The organism is Limnohabitans sp. Bal53 (assembly GCF_003063355.1).
GTDB lineage: Bacteria > Pseudomonadota > Gammaproteobacteria > Burkholderiales > Burkholderiaceae_C > Limnohabitans_A.
In genome coordinates, this window is record NZ_NESH01000001.1 from 140,910 (window position 1) to 158,239 (window position 17,330).

Genomic DNA, 17,330 nt, shown 5'->3' on the forward strand with positions numbered 1-17,330 from the left:
CAAAAGACCCCGCCTTCACCAACTGCCGGGGTTGGCAGATGATGAAGACGGGGTCTTCGGGTGTGTGATGCAACGGCGCAGCGCTGCCGGAATTGACCCGCTCGCTAGCGCGTCTGGCGGATCCAGTCCTGCAGGGCTCTCAGTTGCTCGGCGTTTTCATGGCAGGTTTGGTAGTTGGTGACGACGGTGGCGGCAACGGCAGAGAGCGCAAGCCCTTCGGCGGGCGCATCAGCATCTCGGGCGGACTGGGGCAGCTCGCCGGCGGCGGCAGCGTCGTGCAAGCTGACAAAGCCACGGTGGACAGTGCAAGCAGCATCGGCTTGGACGGGAACATAAACGGGGATCTCCTGGATGAGGGTGTCGCCCTTTTCTCGGACGACCTGGATGCGGTCGACGTACTGGGTGACGACCTGGATGGTGGTTTCGGCTTGCCGGGTTTGCGCTTGGGCGTGGGCCTGCTGCTGTTTGGCTGTGGCGGCATCCCACTGAGCCTGCACGTGACTCGCACCCTTGAGCCAGCCCAGGCCAGCCAGGGCGATGCAAAGCGCCGCCAGGGCCAGCAGCCGGTATGGCCAGGCAATGAGGTTCATGGCGCGGCCTCGCCCATGCACTGCCGGTATTCGGCTTCTCGCCGTGTTACCAGACCACCACACAGCCGCGCGTTGGTGGGCAGCGCACAGTCCTTGCCCTGAAAGAAGCGCCAGCGCAGCAGCTCTTGGCAGGCACCGGGGTAGTCCTGTGTGTTGAGCTTTTTGACGAGGGTGGACTGGCAGAACGCGCGCGGGCCCACGTTGTAGGCAAAACTGACGTAGGCGTCGTACTCGTGCTGAGCCAGCGGCACCGTGACGCAGGCTTTGAGGGCGCCTTCGAATTGCTGGACATCGCGAAGTGCCCGGGCCAGGGCCTGGGGTGGCGTGGTGGTGTCGCCCAGGCGCACGGGCGAACCGTCAGCGCGGGTGGTGCTGCCAAAGCCCAGGGTGGGCACGTCGCCCTTGACCGGGATGATGGCGCGGTCGCTGTAGCCCTCGTGCAGCACAAGGCCCACCAGCGCAGCGGCAGAGAGGCCCAGCGCGGCCACGGCGGTGCGGGGGCGCATCATGGCTCCACCTCATGCATCTTGGGCTGGGCCACCAGGCGCGCCACGGTGGCGCCCAGACTGGCACCAAAGGCCAGCAGCACGAACAGGCCCCGGGGCAAGAGGTCGCCCAAGAAGGGCAACACCACCTCGGCCGCCGTGAAGCAGGCGGCCAGGAGCGAGAAGCGGATGCTCCAGGCCTGGCGCAGGACGCGCGGCCAGTTGGTGAGCAGGCTGAGACTGGACAGAGATTTCAGCAGGGGCTTCATTGCGTGCCTCCCATGAGCTTCAACTTGATGGCCGCGCCGACCAGGATGACGGCCAGCAGCCCGGTGGTCGCCACCTTGATGATGGTTTGCCACGCGGTGTGACGAGCCTCGCGCCAGGCTTCGAGCAAGTCGCGCAGTTCGCGGATGTCGCGCGCGGCATGGCCGTTTTCCAGGCCGAGGTGGGCCAGGCAACGCTCGGCACCACGCTCAGCAGCGCGGGTGAGCAGGTCGTCCAGATCCTCGGGGCGCAGGGTGATGGGCTGCGGCGAACCAAGTTCTTGTGCGTTCTCCATGGTTGGGTCTCCAAAATGCAAAATGCCCGCACTGGATGTCTCCAGGCGGGCGTGAATAACGGGTCTGTGCTTCAGGCGAAGTGATCGGCCTTGGCCAGTGGCTTGATGAACTCGGGCAGGTGGTTGGGATTGATGCCCGCCGGAATCATGGCGGGATCAACGATGTCCTCCACCCGCTCACCATCACGCAAGGCGTGAATACAGGCCGCTACCGTGCCCTCCTCCAGCGCGGTGAGGGTATGGACCTTGTTGCGGGCAATAAAGATGATGTGAGGGGCGGTGAACTCCGACACAGCACCATCCACATCCACCTGCAACCGCCCCTTGACCAGCAAGGTGGGGTGATCAAACGCGTGCTTGTGACCCTCGTTGACGTCACCTGCGTTTTCAAAAGTCATCAGCTTGATCCAGAGGTTGCTGATCAGGCTCAACTGAGATTTAGGTGGGGATTTAGGGCTGGCCATTGATACCTCCTGGTTGTGGCTCTGATGTGATGGGTATGGATGGGTACGTGATGACAGGATCAAGACGACCGTCAACCGCTTTGAAGCTGACCATCTCCATGGTCACGTCGTCTGGAATGTCCGCATTCGGGAAGCTGGTTTCGTCCTCGATCGCAGGACAGTCCGCCAGGGGCACGAGCCGGACATCCCCTTTTTGGAAATTGAAATAAAGTCGTTGCATCACTCCTCCTCAAACGAACTGGTTGTAAGTGGCCGTGAACGAGTTCACATAGATCGAGTCGCCGCTCGACCCACTCAAAATCGAGCCATACAGGTCAAACGTCACCGTGCTGTTGGGCGGCACTGTGAACGTGCCAAAGTTGTAGGTCTGCACGCCCCGGGCCGAGTACGTGCCATAGGTGCCGACGATGGAGCCGTTTTGGCGGATCTGAAACCCGTAGGTGTCGTCAGCCGCGAAGTTGATCACCGCTGTCAAATTGATCTGCATCGACTTGGTGGTGCTGTAGTTCCAAATCGTGTGCCGACAGTTGCCCACATTGACCTGCACGGTGCTCTTGCCCTGCGACGCCATGTAGAACATGTTCGTGTAATAAGTGCCGCGAGACCACTGCGTGTTGGAATAACTCGACCAGATCATGTAGCTCGGCGAGCCAATCGAGCGGCTGGCTCCGGATGCCAGCGAGCTGAACGTCTGGAACAGGCTGAAACTTTGCTTGACGTATTCGTCTGTGGCAAAGGATGTGGTGAGCACTCGCCCGGATGATCTCCAGGCAGTTCCGGTGCAATACAGGTCGTAGGCTTCGCCCGGTGCGAGCGTCACGGTGGCGACCCCATCGATTAACTCGGCTCCACTGGGATCCAAAGTCACCACACCGGTGCCTGAATTGCGCACAGCGATGGTGAAACCCGCACCCAGCGTGGCGGCAGCGGTCAAGTTCAGCGTGAATGTCCCGCTGCAGTCGATCATCCGGCCCCGGTCGCTTGAAACCACGGTATAGGTCGCTGTTTTGCTGACGTAGCCAGACCCCAGAGAACCCAGGGTGGCCAGCGCGGTGGCTGCGTTTCCGTCTGTCCCAAGCAGTCCTGCCAGGTAGGCGCGCAAATCGTTCAGCGCCGTTTTGAACTGACCCTCGGTGACTGTGGAGCCCGTGAAGTTAGAAATCGGTGGTAAGGCTGGCATGTGCGTCTCCTTGTCACTGCGTCCACATCAAGGTATTGGCACCCTGAGAAGTCGTTGAAGCCGAGACCGTCACGATGGACTCTGTCCCGCTGACGTTCTTCTTGAAGTAGAGCTTGCCGTCGGTCGTGTTGAGCGCCAACTCGCCCAGTTGGAGTTGCGCCGTGGTGGGCACCTTGCCCGCCACCGACGACTGCTTGACTTTGATCACTTGAGCCATAAACAGGCCTCCTTTTCTCTAAGCAGAGGGGTTGAAGAAATTTCAGAACGTGCCGCCGTCGATGGCAGCGCTCGTGGACAAGGCGTCCGTGATGCCGTAGCCCGCCAGCGTCGTGGGCTTGCCCGTTACGCTGGACCAAGCAGGGGTGTTGGTGGTGGTGCCCGCTGCTGTGAGCCGGCCTTTGGCATCCACGGTGAAGGTGGGAATCAGCGCGCCTGAGCCGTAACTGGCGGCAGCCACACCGGTGCTGGCCAAGGTGGCAGAACCCGTGACGTTGGCCGAGCCATCAAAGGCGGCGGACGTCCAACTCACATCACCCGTCATGGCGATGGTTCGAGCCGTCAAGAGCTTGGTGGCGGTACCCGCATTGCCCGTGATGGTGGTGATGGTCACAGCACCCGTGGCACCGTTGACGCTGGAGACCGAGTCGGTGTTGTCGATCTTGTCCCAGGCGGATCCGTTGCTGATGATCCAGTCGCCAATCTGCCAGTCGGTGATGCCGCTAACGCTGGTGACACCGGCCGTGGCGACCTTGTAGTAGAAGCCCTTGTTGCTGCTGGAGGCCGTTGGAATGGTGGGGGTGTTGGTGCTGGCGTTCCAGGTGCCCTGGTAGTTCATGCCACCAATGGCCACCGCCGGTAACTGCGAAGTGGGCACTTTGCCATCCGCCCCCAGACCCGCCACGCCGTTGGCCGCACCAATGGCCGTGGTGGCGATGGCACCGATCGCGGCTGGTGTGGGCAAAGCGTGGACGTGATCGGCGCGAGCAGCGGTGGTAGCGGTGCCGACTGTTGCACTGGCCGCCAGCGCACTGGGCGCAGCAGTGGTCAGGCCCAAGGCATCGGTGATGCCGTAGCCACTGAGTGTGGTTGGCTTGCCCGTGATCGAGGTCCAAGCGGGCGTGATCGTCACATTGGCCGCCGCCGTGAGTCGCCCCTTGGCATCGACCGTGAACTGGCCAACCTGGGTGGCACTGCCGTAGCTGCCAGCGGTGACACCAGTCGCTGGCAAAGCCACCGCCACACCAGCAGACACAGTTCCGGTGCCGGACACGTCGCCGGTGATGGCCAGGCTGTCCGCCTTGCGGGCAAAGGTACCTGGCCCTGCGATGGGCGTGACGACATTTCCGCTTTCGCCAATGAACAGGTTGTCTGAAACCTCGGACCAGGCCAATTCGCCCACGGCCAGTGTGGGTGGCGTGGCGGTGGTGGTCGAGCGTTTGATCTGTAGGGTTTGGGGCATGCAATCGCTCCTTAATATGAAAGTGGGGGATTCAGAAGTAACCAGCGTCGATCACGGCGTTGGGGTCGAGTACGCCCTGATCGCCTTTGTCACCCTTGGGGCCAGTGGGACCTGGCACACCAATATTGGTGAGCACCGTGCGCAAGCCTTGCGGCTGCACGCGCACGGTCTGGGTTTCGGTTTGAACGGTGACGCCCGGCTGGCGCGGCGTGGTGATGGAGATGCGGATGGCCATGAGTCACTGCTGTTCAATCGCGAGTGATCCGCATGGACACCAGCACATTGCCCCTGAGCAGTTGGGTGCGAATCCCTGCCGGGCTGGTCATGAACAGGTCGTACACGCAAGCGCGCACCGGCAAGGCACTGGTAACCGACGCGGGCAAGGTGATGGCCACCATGCCACTGGCCAGCCGACTTTCATCAAAACCAAAGCTCGCCAGTACGGTGGGGTCTTCCGGCGTGGCACGGATCTGGCCTTCAAAGACATAGCCCGTCAGGTCCATCACCGCCCCGCCCTCGTCGAGGGTGAGTGCTGTGTAGAAGGTTTCCCCTTGCGCCAGCTGGATGTCGTACTTCGGGGCACTCATCGGATAACTCCTGTTTTTGAGTTTTGGTGATCGGTCAATAGCGCCACATCGGTGACGCGGCATCGGTCTGCCACATCAACTGGGCGTCACTGACCCACATGTAGTCGGCACTGCTGCCATAGAACAGCGCCACCCAAGGCCCTGCGGTCATGCCCACGCCACGCACCCGGATCAGGGTTTGCGCGCCATAGAGGGATGTGACCGCAAAGTTGTTGGCACTGGTCTCTCCCACCCGGGTCCAGACCAGGTTGGCGGCGTACGGGTTGCTGCCCGCTGCCATCTCGATCTGGTAGGTCTCAGCGCCCGGTGCGGGCGTCCAGGTCAACAACGCCTTGCTGTTGTCGGTGGTGGAAGATCGCAGCGTCAGGTCGGCGATCAGCGGCGTCGTGTAGAGCGTGGTCAACTGGCTCGTCACCACCGCTGGGGCAGTGACACCCTGATCGGCGCTGTGCACCGACGGGTCCTCGTTGATAGCTTCGATCTCGACCTGGTGCAGGCCGCGCGGACGGACCGCAATCACCTTGGCCAACTGCCGCCAGGTCTCGCCCCAGCCAAACGCGATGTGGGTGCGCTCGTAATCCTGTCCGGTGTAAGGCACGGTCATAGGCTGGGTTGTCAGGACCAGCTCGTTATCTGCTGCCCCACGGCTGACGGCATAGGGTCCGTCCACGCCACCGGCTTTGGTCCTAAATCCAATGTAATGATTGGAGGTGGTCCAGGTCAGCGGCTCAGACACAGTGAGTGTTCGGCTGGCCGCATTCCAGCTTGTGCATTCGGCAAACTGGCCCCAGGCGGGCATGTCGTGCTGGATGGCGATCAGGTCGCCAAACGCCGGGATGAAGCCTTCCATCTCGGTGGTGAATTTCACCAATCGGCGGCGGTATCGGTTGCTGGCCGCCTGGTACAACCCTTCTCGGTAGGCCTGCTGGCGACTGGTGACACCGAAGAGTTCGATTCGGGCGGGTTTGGCGGCTGTGCTGCCAGTGAGTTTGGCCGTCACACGGCGTGTGGCCCAGACTTCGGCGTCCCAGTACGAGACTTCTACGGCATCGGCCATGTCGTCCGACGGCAGCAGGTACTCCACGCCGAAGCTGCCACGCACAATGTTGCGCATCGAGAACATGGCCACCGGCAGGCTCTGCGCGCCATCACGGGTGAACCGGATGATGCCGCCGAGCATGTAAGGCTTGGCTCGCCCCGCCTGCGCGATCTTGGTGATCGCCTCCCAGAAGTTCAGCGCCGAATCAAAGCGGGCATTGAACTCGTCGCCCCGGCTGACCCAAAGTGCATCGAGCGCTTTCAGCCCGGCCAGGTCCAAGCGCGCGTCGGGCAACTTGGCCCCGTAGGTGGTGTTGCGACAGGCATCGGCCAGCGCCCAGGCGATGCTTCGGGTGGCCACCGGCGATGACCAACTGCTGCCATTCCACACCGGCAGCTTGCGGGTGCAGACCACGTTGATTTTCCGCGAAGCCTGAGCCGAGAGGTTGTTGGACGCGCGCATGCGCATCGCAATCAAGGTCACATTGCCAAAGGTCCGCGTCTCGGGCAGGTAGGCCCGCAGGCCACCCCAGAGGATTTCATGACCAAAGCGGGTGTCGGTCTGCTTGGCATCCAGGCGTCGTACACGCACTTCGTAGCGGCCGCCCGCCACCGTGAAACGCTCCGAGTAGCGCTGCGGCGTGGTGGTTTTGGCCGTGTAAAAGCGCTGACCCAACACGGACCAGTTGCCCGTTGCCACGCCCAGATCGTTGACTGTGCGCGCCTCAATGGCGAGCGACAGCGTCAATTCGCTCAAAGTGCCGTCGGTTTGGGCCTCATACAGCCCTCGCGAGAGCACGAAGTCCAGTCCCAGGGTGTTGGCCTGGGTGCCAGAAGCATTGGCCACAAAGCCACCGATGTAGTGCTGCAGGGTGACATTTCCACTGGTCGAGAGACTGCTGGCAGCCGTCACTGTGAAGGTGTCGGCGCTTGGGACCGTGGCAATGGTGTAAGCGCCATCGACTGAAGTTCCAGACGTGACATCCAGGTACAGCACCCGGCCCACGGCATACCCATGAGCATTCAGCGTGACCGTGATCGTCGTGCCGGACTGGGTGTAGGTGGCAGCAATGCTGCCAGCCAGCTCCTGGCCAGAGACTTCTACCGAACTGACCACATTGGTCGGGAACTTGGTGATCGCGCCACCGGGTGGAATCACCTCATAGTCGATCTCGGCAAAGTTCGCGACCGGGGTGTCCTCAATCCGAACCGCTTCAATCTCGTACTCACCCATGCCCAGGCATAACAGCTGGTACAGGTACTGCTCGTTGCCCGCGTATTCCACATAAGGCTGTGCGGCGAAGTCCGGGTAGGCGCAGACCCGTCCGTACTGCACCGGAATGGCTTGGTCCAGCCGGGCCATGTTGCCCTGCGCCTGCAGGTTGTAAGTGGGCGACGGGGCGGCCAGGCTCGCGGCTTGCTGGGCGGTAGTGGGCTTGGGTGGCGGGATCACCGCATTGACCAAGGCCATGCCCAGCATGGTGGCACCGGCCTGCACCGCCGTCACCCCCATAGAGCCTAGAACCGCAGCGCCATTGATACCGATGAGTTCAGAAGCCAATACCGGCGCATACACCATCACTGCCAGCATCAGCACCATGCGCAATGGGTTGGAACCACCACCGCCACCGCCACCGCCTTGCGGCAGCACGATGATGGCGACCAAGTCCCCGCAGCGAACCGGCTGGTCCCACGTGGCCCGCAATTGCGCTTCACCGTTGCGCAGTACAAGGATGGGCTGATCCATCTCGGGCACCAGCGCACGCAGGGGCACCGGCCCCGGGATCGCCGTGATCTGGCGGTCCTGGTGCGGATGGAAAGGGTTGCGTACGGTGATGCTGTGGGCGAACGGGTGGCTGTGGGAAATCAGCGCCGTCGATGCCATGACAGCACCCTCAAGCCCACGCTGGGCAACGCGGCCACCGGGGTGAATACAACCCCGGCGGTTTCCAGGGAATGCAGCACACCACCCCGATCGGCCTCTAGGTAGATGCCAATGTGGCTCGGGCGTTCGGACTTGCCCATCAAACAGGCATCGCCTTCACGCGGCTCGCTCACACTCTGCCAATGACCATACTCCGGATGATCATCAAAGGCACGCAGCGAGGCCAAGCGACTGGTCGCATCCACATCAATGACCGCCACATCCCAGCCAAACCGCTCACGCCAGACCCGACATGCAAACGACCAGCAGTCGCTGCTGCCCGCCACCCAAGGCTGGCCGATGTACTGGCTGGCCCAGTGCGGTGCGCTGTCATCATGGTTTGAAGGGTTCATTGCGCAATCAGTCCAGGAAATACTTCGGCCGTGTAATCCAGGCCAGGAAACCGCCGGTTGGCGAGATTCGGAAATCCGCAGGTGGCCCGCACCCGAAACACCGTGGCGGTAATCGACATCACAGTGAGCGTGAGCGGTGGGTTGTTCTGCGGTGCCATGAGATCCGACGACAGGAATGCCCGGTAGGTCACGGTGATCAACTCGCTGCTACCAGGCTGTCCGTTCATAGACGCCTCCACGTTGGCCAGGATGTCCCGGCTGACGTTGTCGATCTCGATCACGCATTGCGGCACGGCGGTGTGCGTGACCTCGGGCGGCACCACATCAAAGGCGTAGCCCACAAAGGTGACGTACTGACCGGCGTTGCGAGGCGCACTGGACTCCAGCTTGGCTGTGAGATCCACGTGATCGCGCACCACCCGGATCGGCGTGTTGAAGTTCGGATGCCAGATCTCCAGCGTGTGGTGAATCACCAGGTTCGATGGTGCGCTGGCGTAGGCCTCCTTGATCGCCAAGCTCAAAGTGTCATCCGGCATCAACGAACCTCCAGTTTCGCGCTCACCTGCCAACGCGGGCCAGGCTGCATTTCAGATTGCCAGGGGCCGACGAAGCGGGCCTGGACCGAACGCAATCCGGCGTCCCCGGTGTTCAGGTCGACCGTGAACCAACTGGCTCCATTGGCGCAGTCGCCATCGAACCAAGCGCGAAACGCTGCCATTTGGGCATCGGAGAAACGCCAGGACGCACTCACTTGGTCATTGCGCGCAGCACTGCGGCGGCGCACACGGGGCGTTCCAGCCTCCATGTCGGTGCGAACGGTGGCATCCACAGGCGCGATCGCATAGCCCGCGACCAAGGGCCGAGGCAAGGTTGTGGGCCAGGTGGCCATATTTATCTCCCGATCAGTACGCGCCTGCGACGCGGTTCAGGCCATAGGTGTTGGCCAGCACGCCCGGGCCAGGACCGGCTCCGCGCGCCACATCGCCCCAGACCTTTGCCGTGATCTGCTCCACCCAGACGTCGATCACCTGGTTGCCGTTGCTGTCGGTGCGCTGCTGTTGCTGGCCGCCTTTGCCAGCGGCCTCGATGACGTTGACAATGACGGTGCTGCCACCGCCATGGACTTTCACGCCCAGATCACCATCTCGCATGCGGGCAAGCGGCATGATGGCCTCACCTGGGCTGCCTGGTTTTTCTCCCATGAGGCCGATGCGAGGCACGCTCGCAAAGCCTGCGCCTTGTGCAAACGGGAACAGCGTCGGCCGATCAACCACCGTGTTGCGGTAGGCCGAGAGGGCTGGGCCTTCGAACACATTGCCTTGGGCTGAAGGAAACAGGCTGCCCCACATCGAGCCCAAATCCAGCCCGGCCATAGCACCATTCATCGCATTGGCCAAAGGCAGCGTGATGGATCGCTGGATTTGGATGCGCACCAAGTCAGAAATGATGGAATCGGCCAGCGATTTGAAGTCCAGCTTGCCGGTCATGACGAACTGGGTCAGTGCCGTCTCCATCCCCTTGAATGCATTGGCCGTGACTTGCTGGGCGCGCTTGGCCGCGTTGGTCGCATCGTCAATGTAGGTTCTGAGTGCCGACTTGGCACCGTATTCAAAGCTGCGCTGGTACTCGCCATTGGCTCGCACCAGGTCTTCCACGATCGGCAACTGCCGGGCCAGTGCGTCGTTGATGGCTGCAATGGTCTGCGCCCGCAGGCCTGGATCCTCAATCTGGTTGGCTTCCTTGCGGGCAGCGGCAGCCGCTTTTTCCAGATCGGTGCGGGCTTGCAGGGCAGCCTTTTCTCCATCGGTCATGTCCAGCATCTGGCGCTGCAGTTGCAGGGCTTCAATCCGTTGGCGGTTGCTGCCGATCAGGCCTTCGGTGATCTTGCGTGATGCGGCTTCTTCCTTTTCAAACGCATCGAATGCCTTGTCTTTTTCCTTCTGGCGCTCAATCGCTTCGAGCACCTGGATGTACTGCTCGGCTTGGGCGGCCACACCCTGGTAGCCCTTGGCCTCAATCTGCAACGCCCGAGCGCGCAGCTCTGCCGCTTCCCCGTCTTGGGTGCGGGTCAGGCGTGCACGCAGCTGGTTCAGGAAGGCTTCGCCTTCATTGAGTTTCTCCGCAGGCTTGGGCTTCTCGAAGCCAGAGAGATCCAGCGCCAAGGGGGCACGGGCGGACCTGGGCAAGGTGGGCAGCAGCTTGTCGTAGATGGCCTGGACTTCCTTGGCCTGCGCTTCGGTGTCCAGCACGAACTTCTGGCCCATGACGCGCACCGTGCGGCGCTGCTCGTCGAAGAATTTCTGTACCCGGCCCACATAACCAGGGTTCTGGTTGATGTTGAAGAGCCGGTCGTTGGCGGCGCGCACATAGTCGTCGCGGGCGGCTTTGAGCTTGGCGATTTCGGCATCCACCGCCTGGGCATTGAAGCCGTAGTTCTTGGCGCTCTTGAGCACCTCGGTCTTGAACCAGGTCTCGATGTCCTTGCCCACCACCGACAGGCTGTCAAAGGGCTGGGCAATCACGCGCTTGGCCAGCACCGCCGATTCGGCGATGAAGGCCAGACCCGAGGCGACCGACTCCAAAAATGCGAGCGTGGCCTCCCGGTTGGAGGTGATGCGCTGCAGCTCGTTGCTGAAGCTGCCCGTCTCGCCTTGGGCCAGGATCACCTGCTCGGTGAAGTCGGCCAGCACCGGGATGACGGCGGCACCGATCTGGCGTTGCACGCCCTCGAGCATTGCGCGCAGACGGTCCAGGTTGTCATTCAGGAGTTCGGCAGCCTGCGCGGTCTGGCTGTTGATGACAAGCCCAAATCGCTCGGCCTCTTCCATCAAGGCGGTGATGCCTGCACGCCCCTGGTTGAGCAGGGGGATCAGGCTCATGCCTTCCTTACCGAAGAGCTTGATGGCCAGTGCCGCCTTGTCGGCCCCGTCGGGCATGTCGGCGAATTTGTCGGCCAGGTCGAGCAGGACCTGCTCAGTGGGACGGATTTGACCCGACGCATCCACTGCCGAGACGCCCAGTGCCTTGAGGGCGGCACTGCCCTCTTCGCCCTGGACTTGGGTGTCGAACATGGCCACCGACAGACGCTGCAGGCCTTTGACCAGGCCCTGCAAGTCGGTGTCGGACATCTGGGCCACATAGGTCAGTGCCGACAGGGCTTCGACCGAAACCCCCGTCTTTTGCGCCAGGTTGGCCAGCTCGTCGGCGATGTTGGCCACCGGAAGCACCAGCGCCGTGATGCCCACGCCCACGGCAGCGAGTCCAGCACCAGCGATCAGGCCGGCCGGGCCAAGTTTGCCCAGGACCGAGCCCAGCATACCCAGCCGGTCGGTGGCGGCCTGCAGCTGGAACTTTGCATCGTTGGCTGCAGACGAGAGCAGCTTGAGGCCACCGGATGCCGGGGTGGCCGCCGCCTCGATTTTTTTGAGCGAGCGCTCCCCCTTCTCGCCGATCTCGGACAGCTCGGCCTTGACCTTGCCGCCGTCGACCACGGACAGACGGATGGAGAGGTTGCGTTCAGCCATGGGGAGTTGTGTTCTCTTGAATGTATTGACATCCGCTATACATGCAGCAGATAATTTGCGTATCTATTGCATACACAGGAGTGCGTCATGCGTGATGCGGCCATCAATCTCAGGGCCCTGCCCGAACAGCGTGATCTCATCGACCAGGCGGCTTCGGCGGTGGGTAAAACCCGTTCGGACTTCATGCTCGAAGCCGCCTGCGAGCGCGCGCAATCGGTACTGCTGGATCAGGTGTTTTTCCGGCTGGATGCCGACAAGTTCGAGCAGTTCGTTGCACTGCTGGATGCGCCACCGAAACCCAACCCAGGTCTGGAGCGGTTAATGGCTGTGAAGGCGCCTTGGGACACCCTCCCGGCATGAATCAAAAGCTATCAGCACCGCAGCCCTTGTCGGCTGAGCACCGGTGTGAATCCTTTGCCTGCGGAGAGTCGTCGCTGGATGACTGGCTACGACGACGTGCCCTGCTCAATCAGACCACGGGCGCCAGTCGCACCTTCGTGGTGACCGACGAATCAGGCCAGGTTCTGGCCTACTACGCCTTGGCCGCCGGCGCGGTGTCGCACCAGGAATCGCCGGGAGCCATTCGCCGAAACATGCCCGACCCTGTGCCGGTCATGGTGTTGGCTCGACTGGCCGTTGACCAACGGTTGCAGGGGCAGCAGGTCGGCGGTGCTTTGCTCAAGGATGCCTTGCAACGTGCCGTCTCGGTGGCTCAGAACATCGGGGTGCGAGCACTGCTGGTGCATGCACTGAATGACCGCGCCCGTCAGTTCTACGCCCACTACGGTTTCGTGCCGTCGCCGGCAAATCCCATGACACTGATGTTGCCGCTTCACACGAAGGGTGCTCATTGACCACGGACAAACGTCAATTGGCAGACGCATTCCCTGACTTCGTGGTCGCCTACAACGACACGCTGGCGCGGGAAGGTCTCACGCTGTCTGAGTGGCAGACATTCGCCACGGACGACAAGGCAAGCAAAGCTTCTGCGGATTACGAAGCCGACGAAGGCGCACTCTCCGAGGCGCAACTTGACCAAATCAAACAGTCGGCGCAATCACTCATCAATCACGATCGCTGACATCAGGCCCGCCTCGACCGCCGTGAAGAGATCAATCGCCGTGGCTTTGTCCAGGCCGGTGCTCTCACAGGCCAGCATCCAGGCATTCAGATCGAGCCCCACCACGCGCCCCTGCGCCATGCGCAGCTGGCTGGCACAGATGTCAATCGCACTGGCGGCTTGCCAGCCATCCAGGCTTTGGGGGGCGTTCATGGTGTACGGGCACTCGGGGCACGGATCGGGACAGGCGTTGCAATAGCTCGGCCCGCCACCGAAATGCCACGCGGTGCGGGCCTTCAGACGTTTTTTTCTGCATCCAGGGCGTAGAGGCCGGCGAGGTATTCGCGCTCGAAGGCATCAGCCAAGACCCAGTGCTCCATCAAAGCGGCCACCCCATCCGGGGTCACAGCGGCCGGTTTGCCCTTGTCATCGGCCACGCCTTCCCAGGCGAGCACGGCCAGCTTGGCCAGTTCGGTGATGAGGGTGGCGGTGCGCTCACCCGCCGCAGCGGTATCGGTACCCGCCACTTTGGAGGCGGCATGGCGCGCGGCCATCACCAGGGCAGTCGTGGCAGGGCGGACCTGCAGGCGCACGCCTGCGGCCAGCGTGATCCAGTGCGGTTCACGCGAAATGTTCAGTTTGATCATGGTTCTCTTCCTCAATACGTTGTCACGTCGTTGAGCAGTTCAACGGTGAGCATCTTGTTGGCTGCGACGTTCTTGGCGGCTTGCCACTCAAAAGTGGCCTGGATGCCGCCTGGCCCGGAGATAGAGAGCTTGGGCTTGGGCAGATAGACCTCGTGCGCTATGAAGGTCAGGCGCTTGGTCGCATCAATCGTGTAGGCAAAGGTCAACTCCAGGGGCGTGTTGTTGGTCGCCGCATCGATGAGCTGGGTGTCGGCAAACCGCACCTCGAGGTTGCCGTTGAGGCTGGCCACAGTGGGGTCCGCACCGTCGATCTTGCCGTCAGAGCGGATCGTTTCGATGCGCTCGAGGTTGTTCGAGTAGGTCAGTTGAGCAGAGACCACGTTGCCCAGTGCTGTGCCGCCCTTCTTGATGGACCCTTGGAACTGGTTGAACCGCAGGATGTCGCGTGTCGTTGGCGTTGTGTCCAGGCTCACCGCCTGCTTGGTCTCACCTTGCGCAATCAATCCGACAGTGGCATTCGCTGCGCCAGAGCGGGCAAAGCCCACCTGCAAGCTATTGACCATGACACCCGAAGCGACAAACCAGGCGGGGATATCGGGCAAGCCGGTTTCCAAACTGATGCTTGGCAAACTGGACTTGCCGGAAATGAATGTATGGGTCAGCGTGCCGGTGCCTGTGGTGGTGGCACTGCCCAGTAGGGCTTTGAGCCACATGCCGATGTTGCGCACATCGATGGGCACGACGATGTCGCCCTCGACCTTGATGACATCTCGGATGGGGGCGCTGGGGTCACGGCCCAGACCGATCAGGTCGTTGGCAATCAGCCCCTGTTCGGAGCCGAGGGTGGTGGAGACGAAAGGCAGCTTCCAGTAGTCGCCCACTGGGTTGCTGCCATAGGTGGTTTCGAACGCGGCCAACAGGCTGGCGTTCGCGCCGTAGGCACGGGCCATACAGAACTCCTTGTGGAAATGGGTATGAATGGGTGTCGAAATGGACTTCGACGGATCAGCTCAGCGGCGTCAGTTCAGCGACCCGGAGCTGCTGTAGTACAAGACCACGGGCAGCAGGCAGGCCTTGATGCCACTGGTCCCATCGGGGGCCAGTTCGTCGAATTTGGGAGGGCCGATTTCGGCGTACTCGATGACGCCACCAAGCGTCCGGTCGGCTTCGATCAGGGTGGCCAGCTCAACCAGCAGGCCGTCCATGCGGGCATCGCGCGCGCTGGCGTCCGGCTCAGCCACAAACAGTTCGATGGCCACCTGGTGCTGCCAGTGGTAGGTCAGCGGTGAGAGCGTCACCTCCGGCTCACCCATCTCACCGTCGCGCAGGATGGCCATGGCTTGATCTGACACGCGCTCAGGCAACGCGGCGTTGCGTCTGACCGTAGCCCCGAGGGACAGCTGACCCAGCACAGCGAACAGTGCGCCGATGGCGTTTTCTCTTTGGCTCATGACGCTGCCCCTTTGCGGTCGGCTTCATCGAAACGGTTGGCGATGCGGTTGGCCAGGGTGCTGATCCAACGGCTTGAACTGCTGTCGATGTCAAATTTCTTCTTCAGGGTCACTTGGGGTACGAGCAAGAACATGGGCACCGTGACCAGCCCTCGACCAGCCGCTTGGGCCTTTTGCGAGGCAGCGGAGAAGCCACCGCGTTGGCCTTGGCGGGCCCGCTGGTTTTCTGCAACGAGTAACGAGGGTTGTCCCCGGCGGTAGACAAAGCGCAGGCGCTGGCCGCGCATTCGCTCCCACAGACCCGGCGTCATGCGTTTGCCACGCGGGCCCTTGCCGGCGGCCGGTAACGGAATCGCCAGCCAAAACCCATCCTTGGAACGGATGGTGGCGCCCTGGTCATGCGCCCCCACCACCACCGGCGCCCGGCTATAGACCAGGCCGGCGGCCTTGATGCTCATCTGTCCCTTGGGGTAGACCTCGCCGCGCCAGGTGTTGGCCAGGCGCTGACCCAGGCCAGCACCAGTGATCTGGCTGCGCAGCTCGGTCTTCAGCCCATCGGTGGCCTCGCGGATGGAATGCGTGACCGCCTGTTCGGCAATGCGAACCTCGTCAGCCAACATCTGATCCAGATTGCCGGTGAGTGCCGCCATAAGCTTCACAGCGGCGCTCCAGTCAGCGTCCAGATCAAGCGGTCCCGATCCGCCAAGGGCTCACCCACCACCTGGTAAGTCTGGCCAGCAACAGTGAAACGCTCGCCCTCGCGGGGCGAAGCCACGACGCAGACCATCACATCGAAGCGATGGGTGGCCAGCGCCAGGCGCGTGTCGCCGAAGGACTCGACGACATCGGCCTGCTTGGTGATGAACCGTGCAGCGATCTCGCGACCATCGGCCAGCCGGTAGGTGCCGGGCACCCCCAGCCGGGCAAAGAGTCGTGTGACGGCGGGCTCGAAAGCGTGCTGCATGCCACTACTTAGACTGCGGTGAGCTTGATCAGTACGCCTGGTCGGTGGCACATGGGCAGCGGATTGCTCTGCGTGTGCAGGTCGGTACCGCGATCGAACTGACGAGGTGCCTGCTTGGCATACAAAGGCTGGCCCATCGTGTTGACCGTCTCGTTGAAGTCGGCTGGTGCAAAGTAGGTGCCGAAGGTGTCGACCGTGCCCAGCGGGAAGGCATGGGCCTCACCGGCTGCGATGAAGCGGCGGGTGCCGAGATCCCCATTGGCCTGCAGGTAGGCGGCCTGGCCCCGGTATTCCTCGAAGGTGACTCCGGCGTAAGTGAAGCCCGAACGTACATCGTTGATCAGCACCGCGCCTTGCTGCCAGTTGGTGTAGGCGGTCTTGACCTCCTTGTGGGTGGTCAGCGCGCGGAAGAATTCGGGCGAGCACAGCACATGCACGCCGGTCATGAATTCACCCTGCAGGGCGTCTTCGACCTTGGTCAGCAGGTCGTAGCAGTGCCCCTTGACCTCGCTGTTGGCATTGGCCAGATCGAAGTTGACCGACTGCGGGGTGATCTGGAATTCGGTGAACAGGTTGCTGATGACGCTGCCATCGGCGTCCAGGATCTCACCCTTCAATGCCCCCATGCGCAGGTGCTCCAGCGTGATGGCGTGCTTGTTGCGCATGGTCTCCAGGTGCCGGGCCAACACACCGGAGATGGCTTCCATCTCGGTTTCCGAGCCGAAAGCGCGGATGCCCTGGACTTCTTCGGGCAGCACCACATCGTCGTGCGGGATGTGGGGAATGACGAAGGAGCGCAGCTTGCGCTTGCCGCGCTCACCCACAGTGCCGGGCGAGCCAGGCGGCTTGGTGGGCAGCAGGTTCAGGCGACCGGCGTACTCCTCCACGATGATCTGGCGGGTGCGCACGGGTTTGGTCGGAAACAGGTTCAGGGCTTCCAAGCGGCCGTAGCGGTTGGGGATGAGGTTGATGGCAGCAGTGAGGCTGGCCATCGAGAAACCAGGGTTCAGAAACGGGTTGTTCATTCGGGGCTCCAGAAATG

At 62.3% G+C, this 17,330-nt stretch carries 26 protein-coding genes; 3 read left to right on the forward strand and 23 right to left on the reverse strand.

From position 1 onward, the window contains the following. Positions 1 to 104: 104 nt before the first annotated feature. From B9Z50_RS00525 to B9Z50_RS00600, 16 genes are all read right to left on the reverse strand, one after another. On the reverse strand, positions 105 to 590 hold the full coding sequence (locus B9Z50_RS00525) for a hypothetical protein (RefSeq protein ID WP_108361770.1): 486 nt from the start codon (positions 588 to 590) through the stop codon (positions 105 to 107). After that, positions 587 to 1,096, reverse strand: a complete 510-nt coding sequence (locus B9Z50_RS00530; protein WP_233249696.1) for a lysozyme — start codon at positions 1,094 to 1,096, stop codon at positions 587 to 589. Before B9Z50_RS00530 ends, B9Z50_RS00525 begins: the two co-directional genes overlap by 4 nt. Beyond that, positions 1,096 to 1,344 (reverse strand): hypothetical protein, encoded by a 249-nt coding sequence (locus B9Z50_RS00535; RefSeq protein WP_108361772.1) that lies wholly within the window; start codon positions 1,342 to 1,344, stop codon positions 1,096 to 1,098. The genes B9Z50_RS00530 and B9Z50_RS00535 overlap by 1 nt, the downstream gene beginning before the upstream one ends. Continuing rightward, positions 1,341 to 1,637 carry a DUF6127 family protein gene (locus tag B9Z50_RS00540; protein WP_108361773.1) on the reverse strand — a complete coding sequence of 99 codons (297 nt, stop codon included), beginning with the start codon at positions 1,635 to 1,637 and terminating at the stop codon, positions 1,341 to 1,343. The genes B9Z50_RS00535 and B9Z50_RS00540 overlap by 4 nt, the downstream gene beginning before the upstream one ends. A gap of 71 nt (positions 1,638 to 1,708) precedes the next feature. Further along, positions 1,709 to 2,101 (reverse strand): cupin domain-containing protein, encoded by a 393-nt coding sequence (locus tag B9Z50_RS00545; protein ID WP_146183137.1) that lies wholly within the window; start codon positions 2,099 to 2,101, stop codon positions 1,709 to 1,711. Continuing rightward, positions 2,088 to 2,321, reverse strand: a complete 234-nt coding sequence (locus B9Z50_RS00550) for a hypothetical protein (RefSeq protein ID WP_108361775.1) — start codon at positions 2,319 to 2,321, stop codon at positions 2,088 to 2,090. The genes B9Z50_RS00545 and B9Z50_RS00550 overlap by 14 nt, the downstream gene beginning before the upstream one ends. Before the next feature lie 9 nt (positions 2,322 to 2,330). Next, positions 2,331 to 3,281, reverse strand: coding sequence for a hypothetical protein (locus tag B9Z50_RS00555; protein ID WP_108361776.1), 951 nt, complete (start codon positions 3,279 to 3,281; stop codon positions 2,331 to 2,333). Between the two features lie 13 nt (positions 3,282 to 3,294). Continuing rightward, entirely contained in the window at positions 3,295 to 3,498 is a 204-nt protein-coding gene (locus B9Z50_RS00560; RefSeq protein WP_108361777.1) for a hypothetical protein, read from the reverse strand. Between the two features lie 42 nt (positions 3,499 to 3,540). Then, positions 3,541 to 4,740 carry a hypothetical protein gene (locus B9Z50_RS00565; protein ID WP_108361778.1) on the reverse strand — a complete coding sequence of 400 codons (1,200 nt, stop codon included), beginning with the start codon at positions 4,738 to 4,740 and terminating at the stop codon, positions 3,541 to 3,543. A 31-nt stretch (positions 4,741 to 4,771) separates the two neighbouring features. Next, positions 4,772 to 4,975, reverse strand: a complete 204-nt coding sequence (locus tag B9Z50_RS00570) for a hypothetical protein (RefSeq protein WP_108361779.1) — start codon at positions 4,973 to 4,975, stop codon at positions 4,772 to 4,774. 13 nt (positions 4,976 to 4,988) lie between these two features. Beyond that, positions 4,989 to 5,327 (reverse strand): hypothetical protein, encoded by a 339-nt coding sequence (locus B9Z50_RS00575; RefSeq protein ID WP_108361780.1) that lies wholly within the window; start codon positions 5,325 to 5,327, stop codon positions 4,989 to 4,991. A gap of 34 nt (positions 5,328 to 5,361) precedes the next feature. Further along, positions 5,362 to 8,250 (reverse strand): host specificity factor TipJ family phage tail protein, encoded by a 2,889-nt coding sequence (locus B9Z50_RS00580; protein WP_108361781.1) that lies wholly within the window; start codon positions 8,248 to 8,250, stop codon positions 5,362 to 5,364. Next, a complete protein-coding gene (locus tag B9Z50_RS00585) occupies positions 8,232 to 8,642 on the reverse strand; it encodes an NlpC/P60 family protein (protein WP_108361782.1) in 411 nt (136 codons plus the stop codon). The genes B9Z50_RS00580 and B9Z50_RS00585 overlap by 19 nt, the downstream gene beginning before the upstream one ends. Then, positions 8,639 to 9,178 carry a DUF1833 family protein gene (locus B9Z50_RS00590; protein WP_108361783.1) on the reverse strand — a complete coding sequence of 180 codons (540 nt, stop codon included), beginning with the start codon at positions 9,176 to 9,178 and terminating at the stop codon, positions 8,639 to 8,641. Before B9Z50_RS00590 ends, B9Z50_RS00585 begins: the two co-directional genes overlap by 4 nt. Next, positions 9,178 to 9,531: a hypothetical protein gene (locus B9Z50_RS00595; protein WP_108361784.1), complete on the reverse strand. Its 354-nt coding sequence runs from the start codon at positions 9,529 to 9,531 to the stop codon at positions 9,178 to 9,180. The genes B9Z50_RS00590 and B9Z50_RS00595 overlap by 1 nt, the downstream gene beginning before the upstream one ends. 13 nt (positions 9,532 to 9,544) lie before the next feature. Then, on the reverse strand, positions 9,545 to 12,166 hold the full coding sequence (locus B9Z50_RS00600; RefSeq protein ID WP_108361785.1) for a phage tail tape measure C-terminal domain-containing protein: 2,622 nt from the start codon (positions 12,164 to 12,166) through the stop codon (positions 9,545 to 9,547). Between the two features lie 87 nt (positions 12,167 to 12,253). Here B9Z50_RS00600 and B9Z50_RS00605 point away from each other — a divergent pair, with 87 nt between their 5' ends. The 3 genes from B9Z50_RS00605 to B9Z50_RS00615 are packed head-to-tail and all read left to right on the forward strand — an operon-like array spanning position 12,254 to position 13,247. Further along, on the forward strand, positions 12,254 to 12,526 hold the full coding sequence (locus tag B9Z50_RS00605; RefSeq protein WP_108361786.1) for a DUF1778 domain-containing protein: 273 nt from the start codon (positions 12,254 to 12,256) through the stop codon (positions 12,524 to 12,526). Continuing rightward, entirely contained in the window at positions 12,523 to 13,020 is a 498-nt protein-coding gene (locus B9Z50_RS00610; protein WP_108361787.1) for a GNAT family N-acetyltransferase, read from the forward strand. The genes B9Z50_RS00605 and B9Z50_RS00610 overlap by 4 nt, the downstream gene beginning before the upstream one ends. Beyond that, entirely contained in the window at positions 13,017 to 13,247 is a 231-nt protein-coding gene (locus tag B9Z50_RS00615; RefSeq protein WP_108361788.1) for a hypothetical protein, read from the forward strand. The genes B9Z50_RS00610 and B9Z50_RS00615 overlap by 4 nt, the downstream gene beginning before the upstream one ends. Here the strand turns inward: B9Z50_RS00615 and B9Z50_RS00620 are convergent. From B9Z50_RS00620 to B9Z50_RS00650, 7 genes are all read right to left on the reverse strand, one after another. Beyond that, entirely contained in the window at positions 13,224 to 13,439 is a 216-nt protein-coding gene (locus tag B9Z50_RS00620; protein ID WP_108361789.1) for a hypothetical protein, read from the reverse strand. The genes B9Z50_RS00615 and B9Z50_RS00620 overlap by 24 nt on opposite strands. An 83-nt stretch (positions 13,440 to 13,522) precedes the next feature. Next, a complete protein-coding gene (locus tag B9Z50_RS00625; RefSeq protein WP_108361790.1) occupies positions 13,523 to 13,873 on the reverse strand; it encodes a hypothetical protein in 351 nt (116 codons plus the stop codon). A gap of 11 nt (positions 13,874 to 13,884) precedes the next feature. Further along, on the reverse strand, positions 13,885 to 14,823 hold the full coding sequence (locus tag B9Z50_RS00630) for a phage tail tube protein (protein ID WP_108361791.1): 939 nt from the start codon (positions 14,821 to 14,823) through the stop codon (positions 13,885 to 13,887). Positions 14,824 to 14,892: 69 nt separating this feature from the next. Further along, complete coding sequence (locus B9Z50_RS00635; RefSeq protein ID WP_108361792.1) at positions 14,893 to 15,324, reverse strand: acyl-CoA transferase; 432 nt, start codon at positions 15,322 to 15,324, stop codon at positions 14,893 to 14,895. Further along, positions 15,321 to 15,974, reverse strand: coding sequence for a DUF6441 family protein (locus B9Z50_RS00640; protein ID WP_233249697.1), 654 nt, complete (start codon positions 15,972 to 15,974; stop codon positions 15,321 to 15,323). Before B9Z50_RS00640 ends, B9Z50_RS00635 begins: the two co-directional genes overlap by 4 nt. 5 nt (positions 15,975 to 15,979) lie before the next feature. Continuing rightward, complete coding sequence (locus B9Z50_RS00645) at positions 15,980 to 16,288, reverse strand: hypothetical protein (RefSeq protein WP_108361794.1); 309 nt, start codon at positions 16,286 to 16,288, stop codon at positions 15,980 to 15,982. A gap of 8 nt (positions 16,289 to 16,296) precedes the next feature. Beyond that, the gene (locus B9Z50_RS00650) at positions 16,297 to 17,313 is read right to left on the reverse strand and encodes a major capsid protein (protein WP_108361795.1); all 1,017 of its coding nucleotides are present in this window, start codon (positions 17,311 to 17,313) and stop codon (positions 16,297 to 16,299) included. Positions 17,314 to 17,330: the final 17 nt, after the last annotated feature.

Excerpts from the sequence above, each read along its gene's own strand:
- B9Z50_RS00525 (WP_108361770.1), bottom strand. The coding sequence starts at position 590 with ATGAACCTCATTGCCTGGCCATACCGGCTGCTGGCCCTGGCGGCGCTT.
- B9Z50_RS00530 (WP_233249696.1), bottom strand. The coding sequence starts at position 1,096 with ATGCGCCCCCGCACCGCCGTGGCCGCGCTGGGCCTCTCTGCCGCTGCG.
- B9Z50_RS00535 (WP_108361772.1), bottom strand. The coding sequence starts at position 1,344 with ATGAAGCCCCTGCTGAAATCTCTGTCCAGTCTCAGCCTGCTCACCAAC.
- B9Z50_RS00540 (WP_108361773.1), bottom strand. The coding sequence starts at position 1,637 with ATGGAGAACGCACAAGAACTTGGTTCGCCGCAGCCCATCACCCTGCGC.
- B9Z50_RS00545 (WP_146183137.1), bottom strand. The coding sequence starts at position 2,101 with ATGGCCAGCCCTAAATCCCCACCTAAATCTCAGTTGAGCCTGATCAGC.
- B9Z50_RS00550 (WP_108361775.1), bottom strand. The coding sequence starts at position 2,321 with ATGCAACGACTTTATTTCAATTTCCAAAAAGGGGATGTCCGGCTCGTG.
- B9Z50_RS00555 (WP_108361776.1), bottom strand. The coding sequence starts at position 3,281 with ATGCCAGCCTTACCACCGATTTCTAACTTCACGGGCTCCACAGTCACC.
- B9Z50_RS00560 (WP_108361777.1), bottom strand. The coding sequence starts at position 3,498 with ATGGCTCAAGTGATCAAAGTCAAGCAGTCGTCGGTGGCGGGCAAGGTG.
- B9Z50_RS00565 (WP_108361778.1), bottom strand. The coding sequence starts at position 4,740 with ATGCCCCAAACCCTACAGATCAAACGCTCGACCACCACCGCCACGCCA.
- B9Z50_RS00570 (WP_108361779.1), bottom strand. The coding sequence starts at position 4,975 with ATGGCCATCCGCATCTCCATCACCACGCCGCGCCAGCCGGGCGTCACC.
- B9Z50_RS00575 (WP_108361780.1), bottom strand. The coding sequence starts at position 5,327 with ATGAGTGCCCCGAAGTACGACATCCAGCTGGCGCAAGGGGAAACCTTC.
- B9Z50_RS00580 (WP_108361781.1), bottom strand. The coding sequence starts at position 8,250 with ATGGCATCGACGGCGCTGATTTCCCACAGCCACCCGTTCGCCCACAGC.
- B9Z50_RS00585 (WP_108361782.1), bottom strand. The coding sequence starts at position 8,642 with ATGAACCCTTCAAACCATGATGACAGCGCACCGCACTGGGCCAGCCAG.
- B9Z50_RS00590 (WP_108361783.1), bottom strand. The coding sequence starts at position 9,178 with ATGCCGGATGACACTTTGAGCTTGGCGATCAAGGAGGCCTACGCCAGC.
- B9Z50_RS00595 (WP_108361784.1), bottom strand. The coding sequence starts at position 9,531 with ATGGCCACCTGGCCCACAACCTTGCCTCGGCCCTTGGTCGCGGGCTAT.
- B9Z50_RS00600 (WP_108361785.1), bottom strand. The coding sequence starts at position 12,166 with ATGGCTGAACGCAACCTCTCCATCCGTCTGTCCGTGGTCGACGGCGGC.
- B9Z50_RS00605 (WP_108361786.1), top strand. The coding sequence starts at position 12,254 with ATGCGTGATGCGGCCATCAATCTCAGGGCCCTGCCCGAACAGCGTGAT.
- B9Z50_RS00610 (WP_108361787.1), top strand. The coding sequence starts at position 12,523 with ATGAATCAAAAGCTATCAGCACCGCAGCCCTTGTCGGCTGAGCACCGG.
- B9Z50_RS00620 (WP_108361789.1), bottom strand. The coding sequence starts at position 13,439 with ATGAACGCCCCCCAAAGCCTGGATGGCTGGCAAGCCGCCAGTGCGATT.
- B9Z50_RS00625 (WP_108361790.1), bottom strand. The coding sequence starts at position 13,873 with ATGATCAAACTGAACATTTCGCGTGAACCGCACTGGATCACGCTGGCC.
- B9Z50_RS00630 (WP_108361791.1), bottom strand. The coding sequence starts at position 14,823 with ATGGCCCGTGCCTACGGCGCGAACGCCAGCCTGTTGGCCGCGTTCGAA.
- B9Z50_RS00635 (WP_108361792.1), bottom strand. The coding sequence starts at position 15,324 with ATGAGCCAAAGAGAAAACGCCATCGGCGCACTGTTCGCTGTGCTGGGT.
- B9Z50_RS00640 (WP_233249697.1), bottom strand. The coding sequence starts at position 15,974 with ATGGCGGCACTCACCGGCAATCTGGATCAGATGTTGGCTGACGAGGTT.
- B9Z50_RS00645 (WP_108361794.1), bottom strand. The coding sequence starts at position 16,288 with ATGCAGCACGCTTTCGAGCCCGCCGTCACACGACTCTTTGCCCGGCTG.
- B9Z50_RS00650 (WP_108361795.1), bottom strand. The coding sequence starts at position 17,313 with ATGAACAACCCGTTTCTGAACCCTGGTTTCTCGATGGCCAGCCTCACT.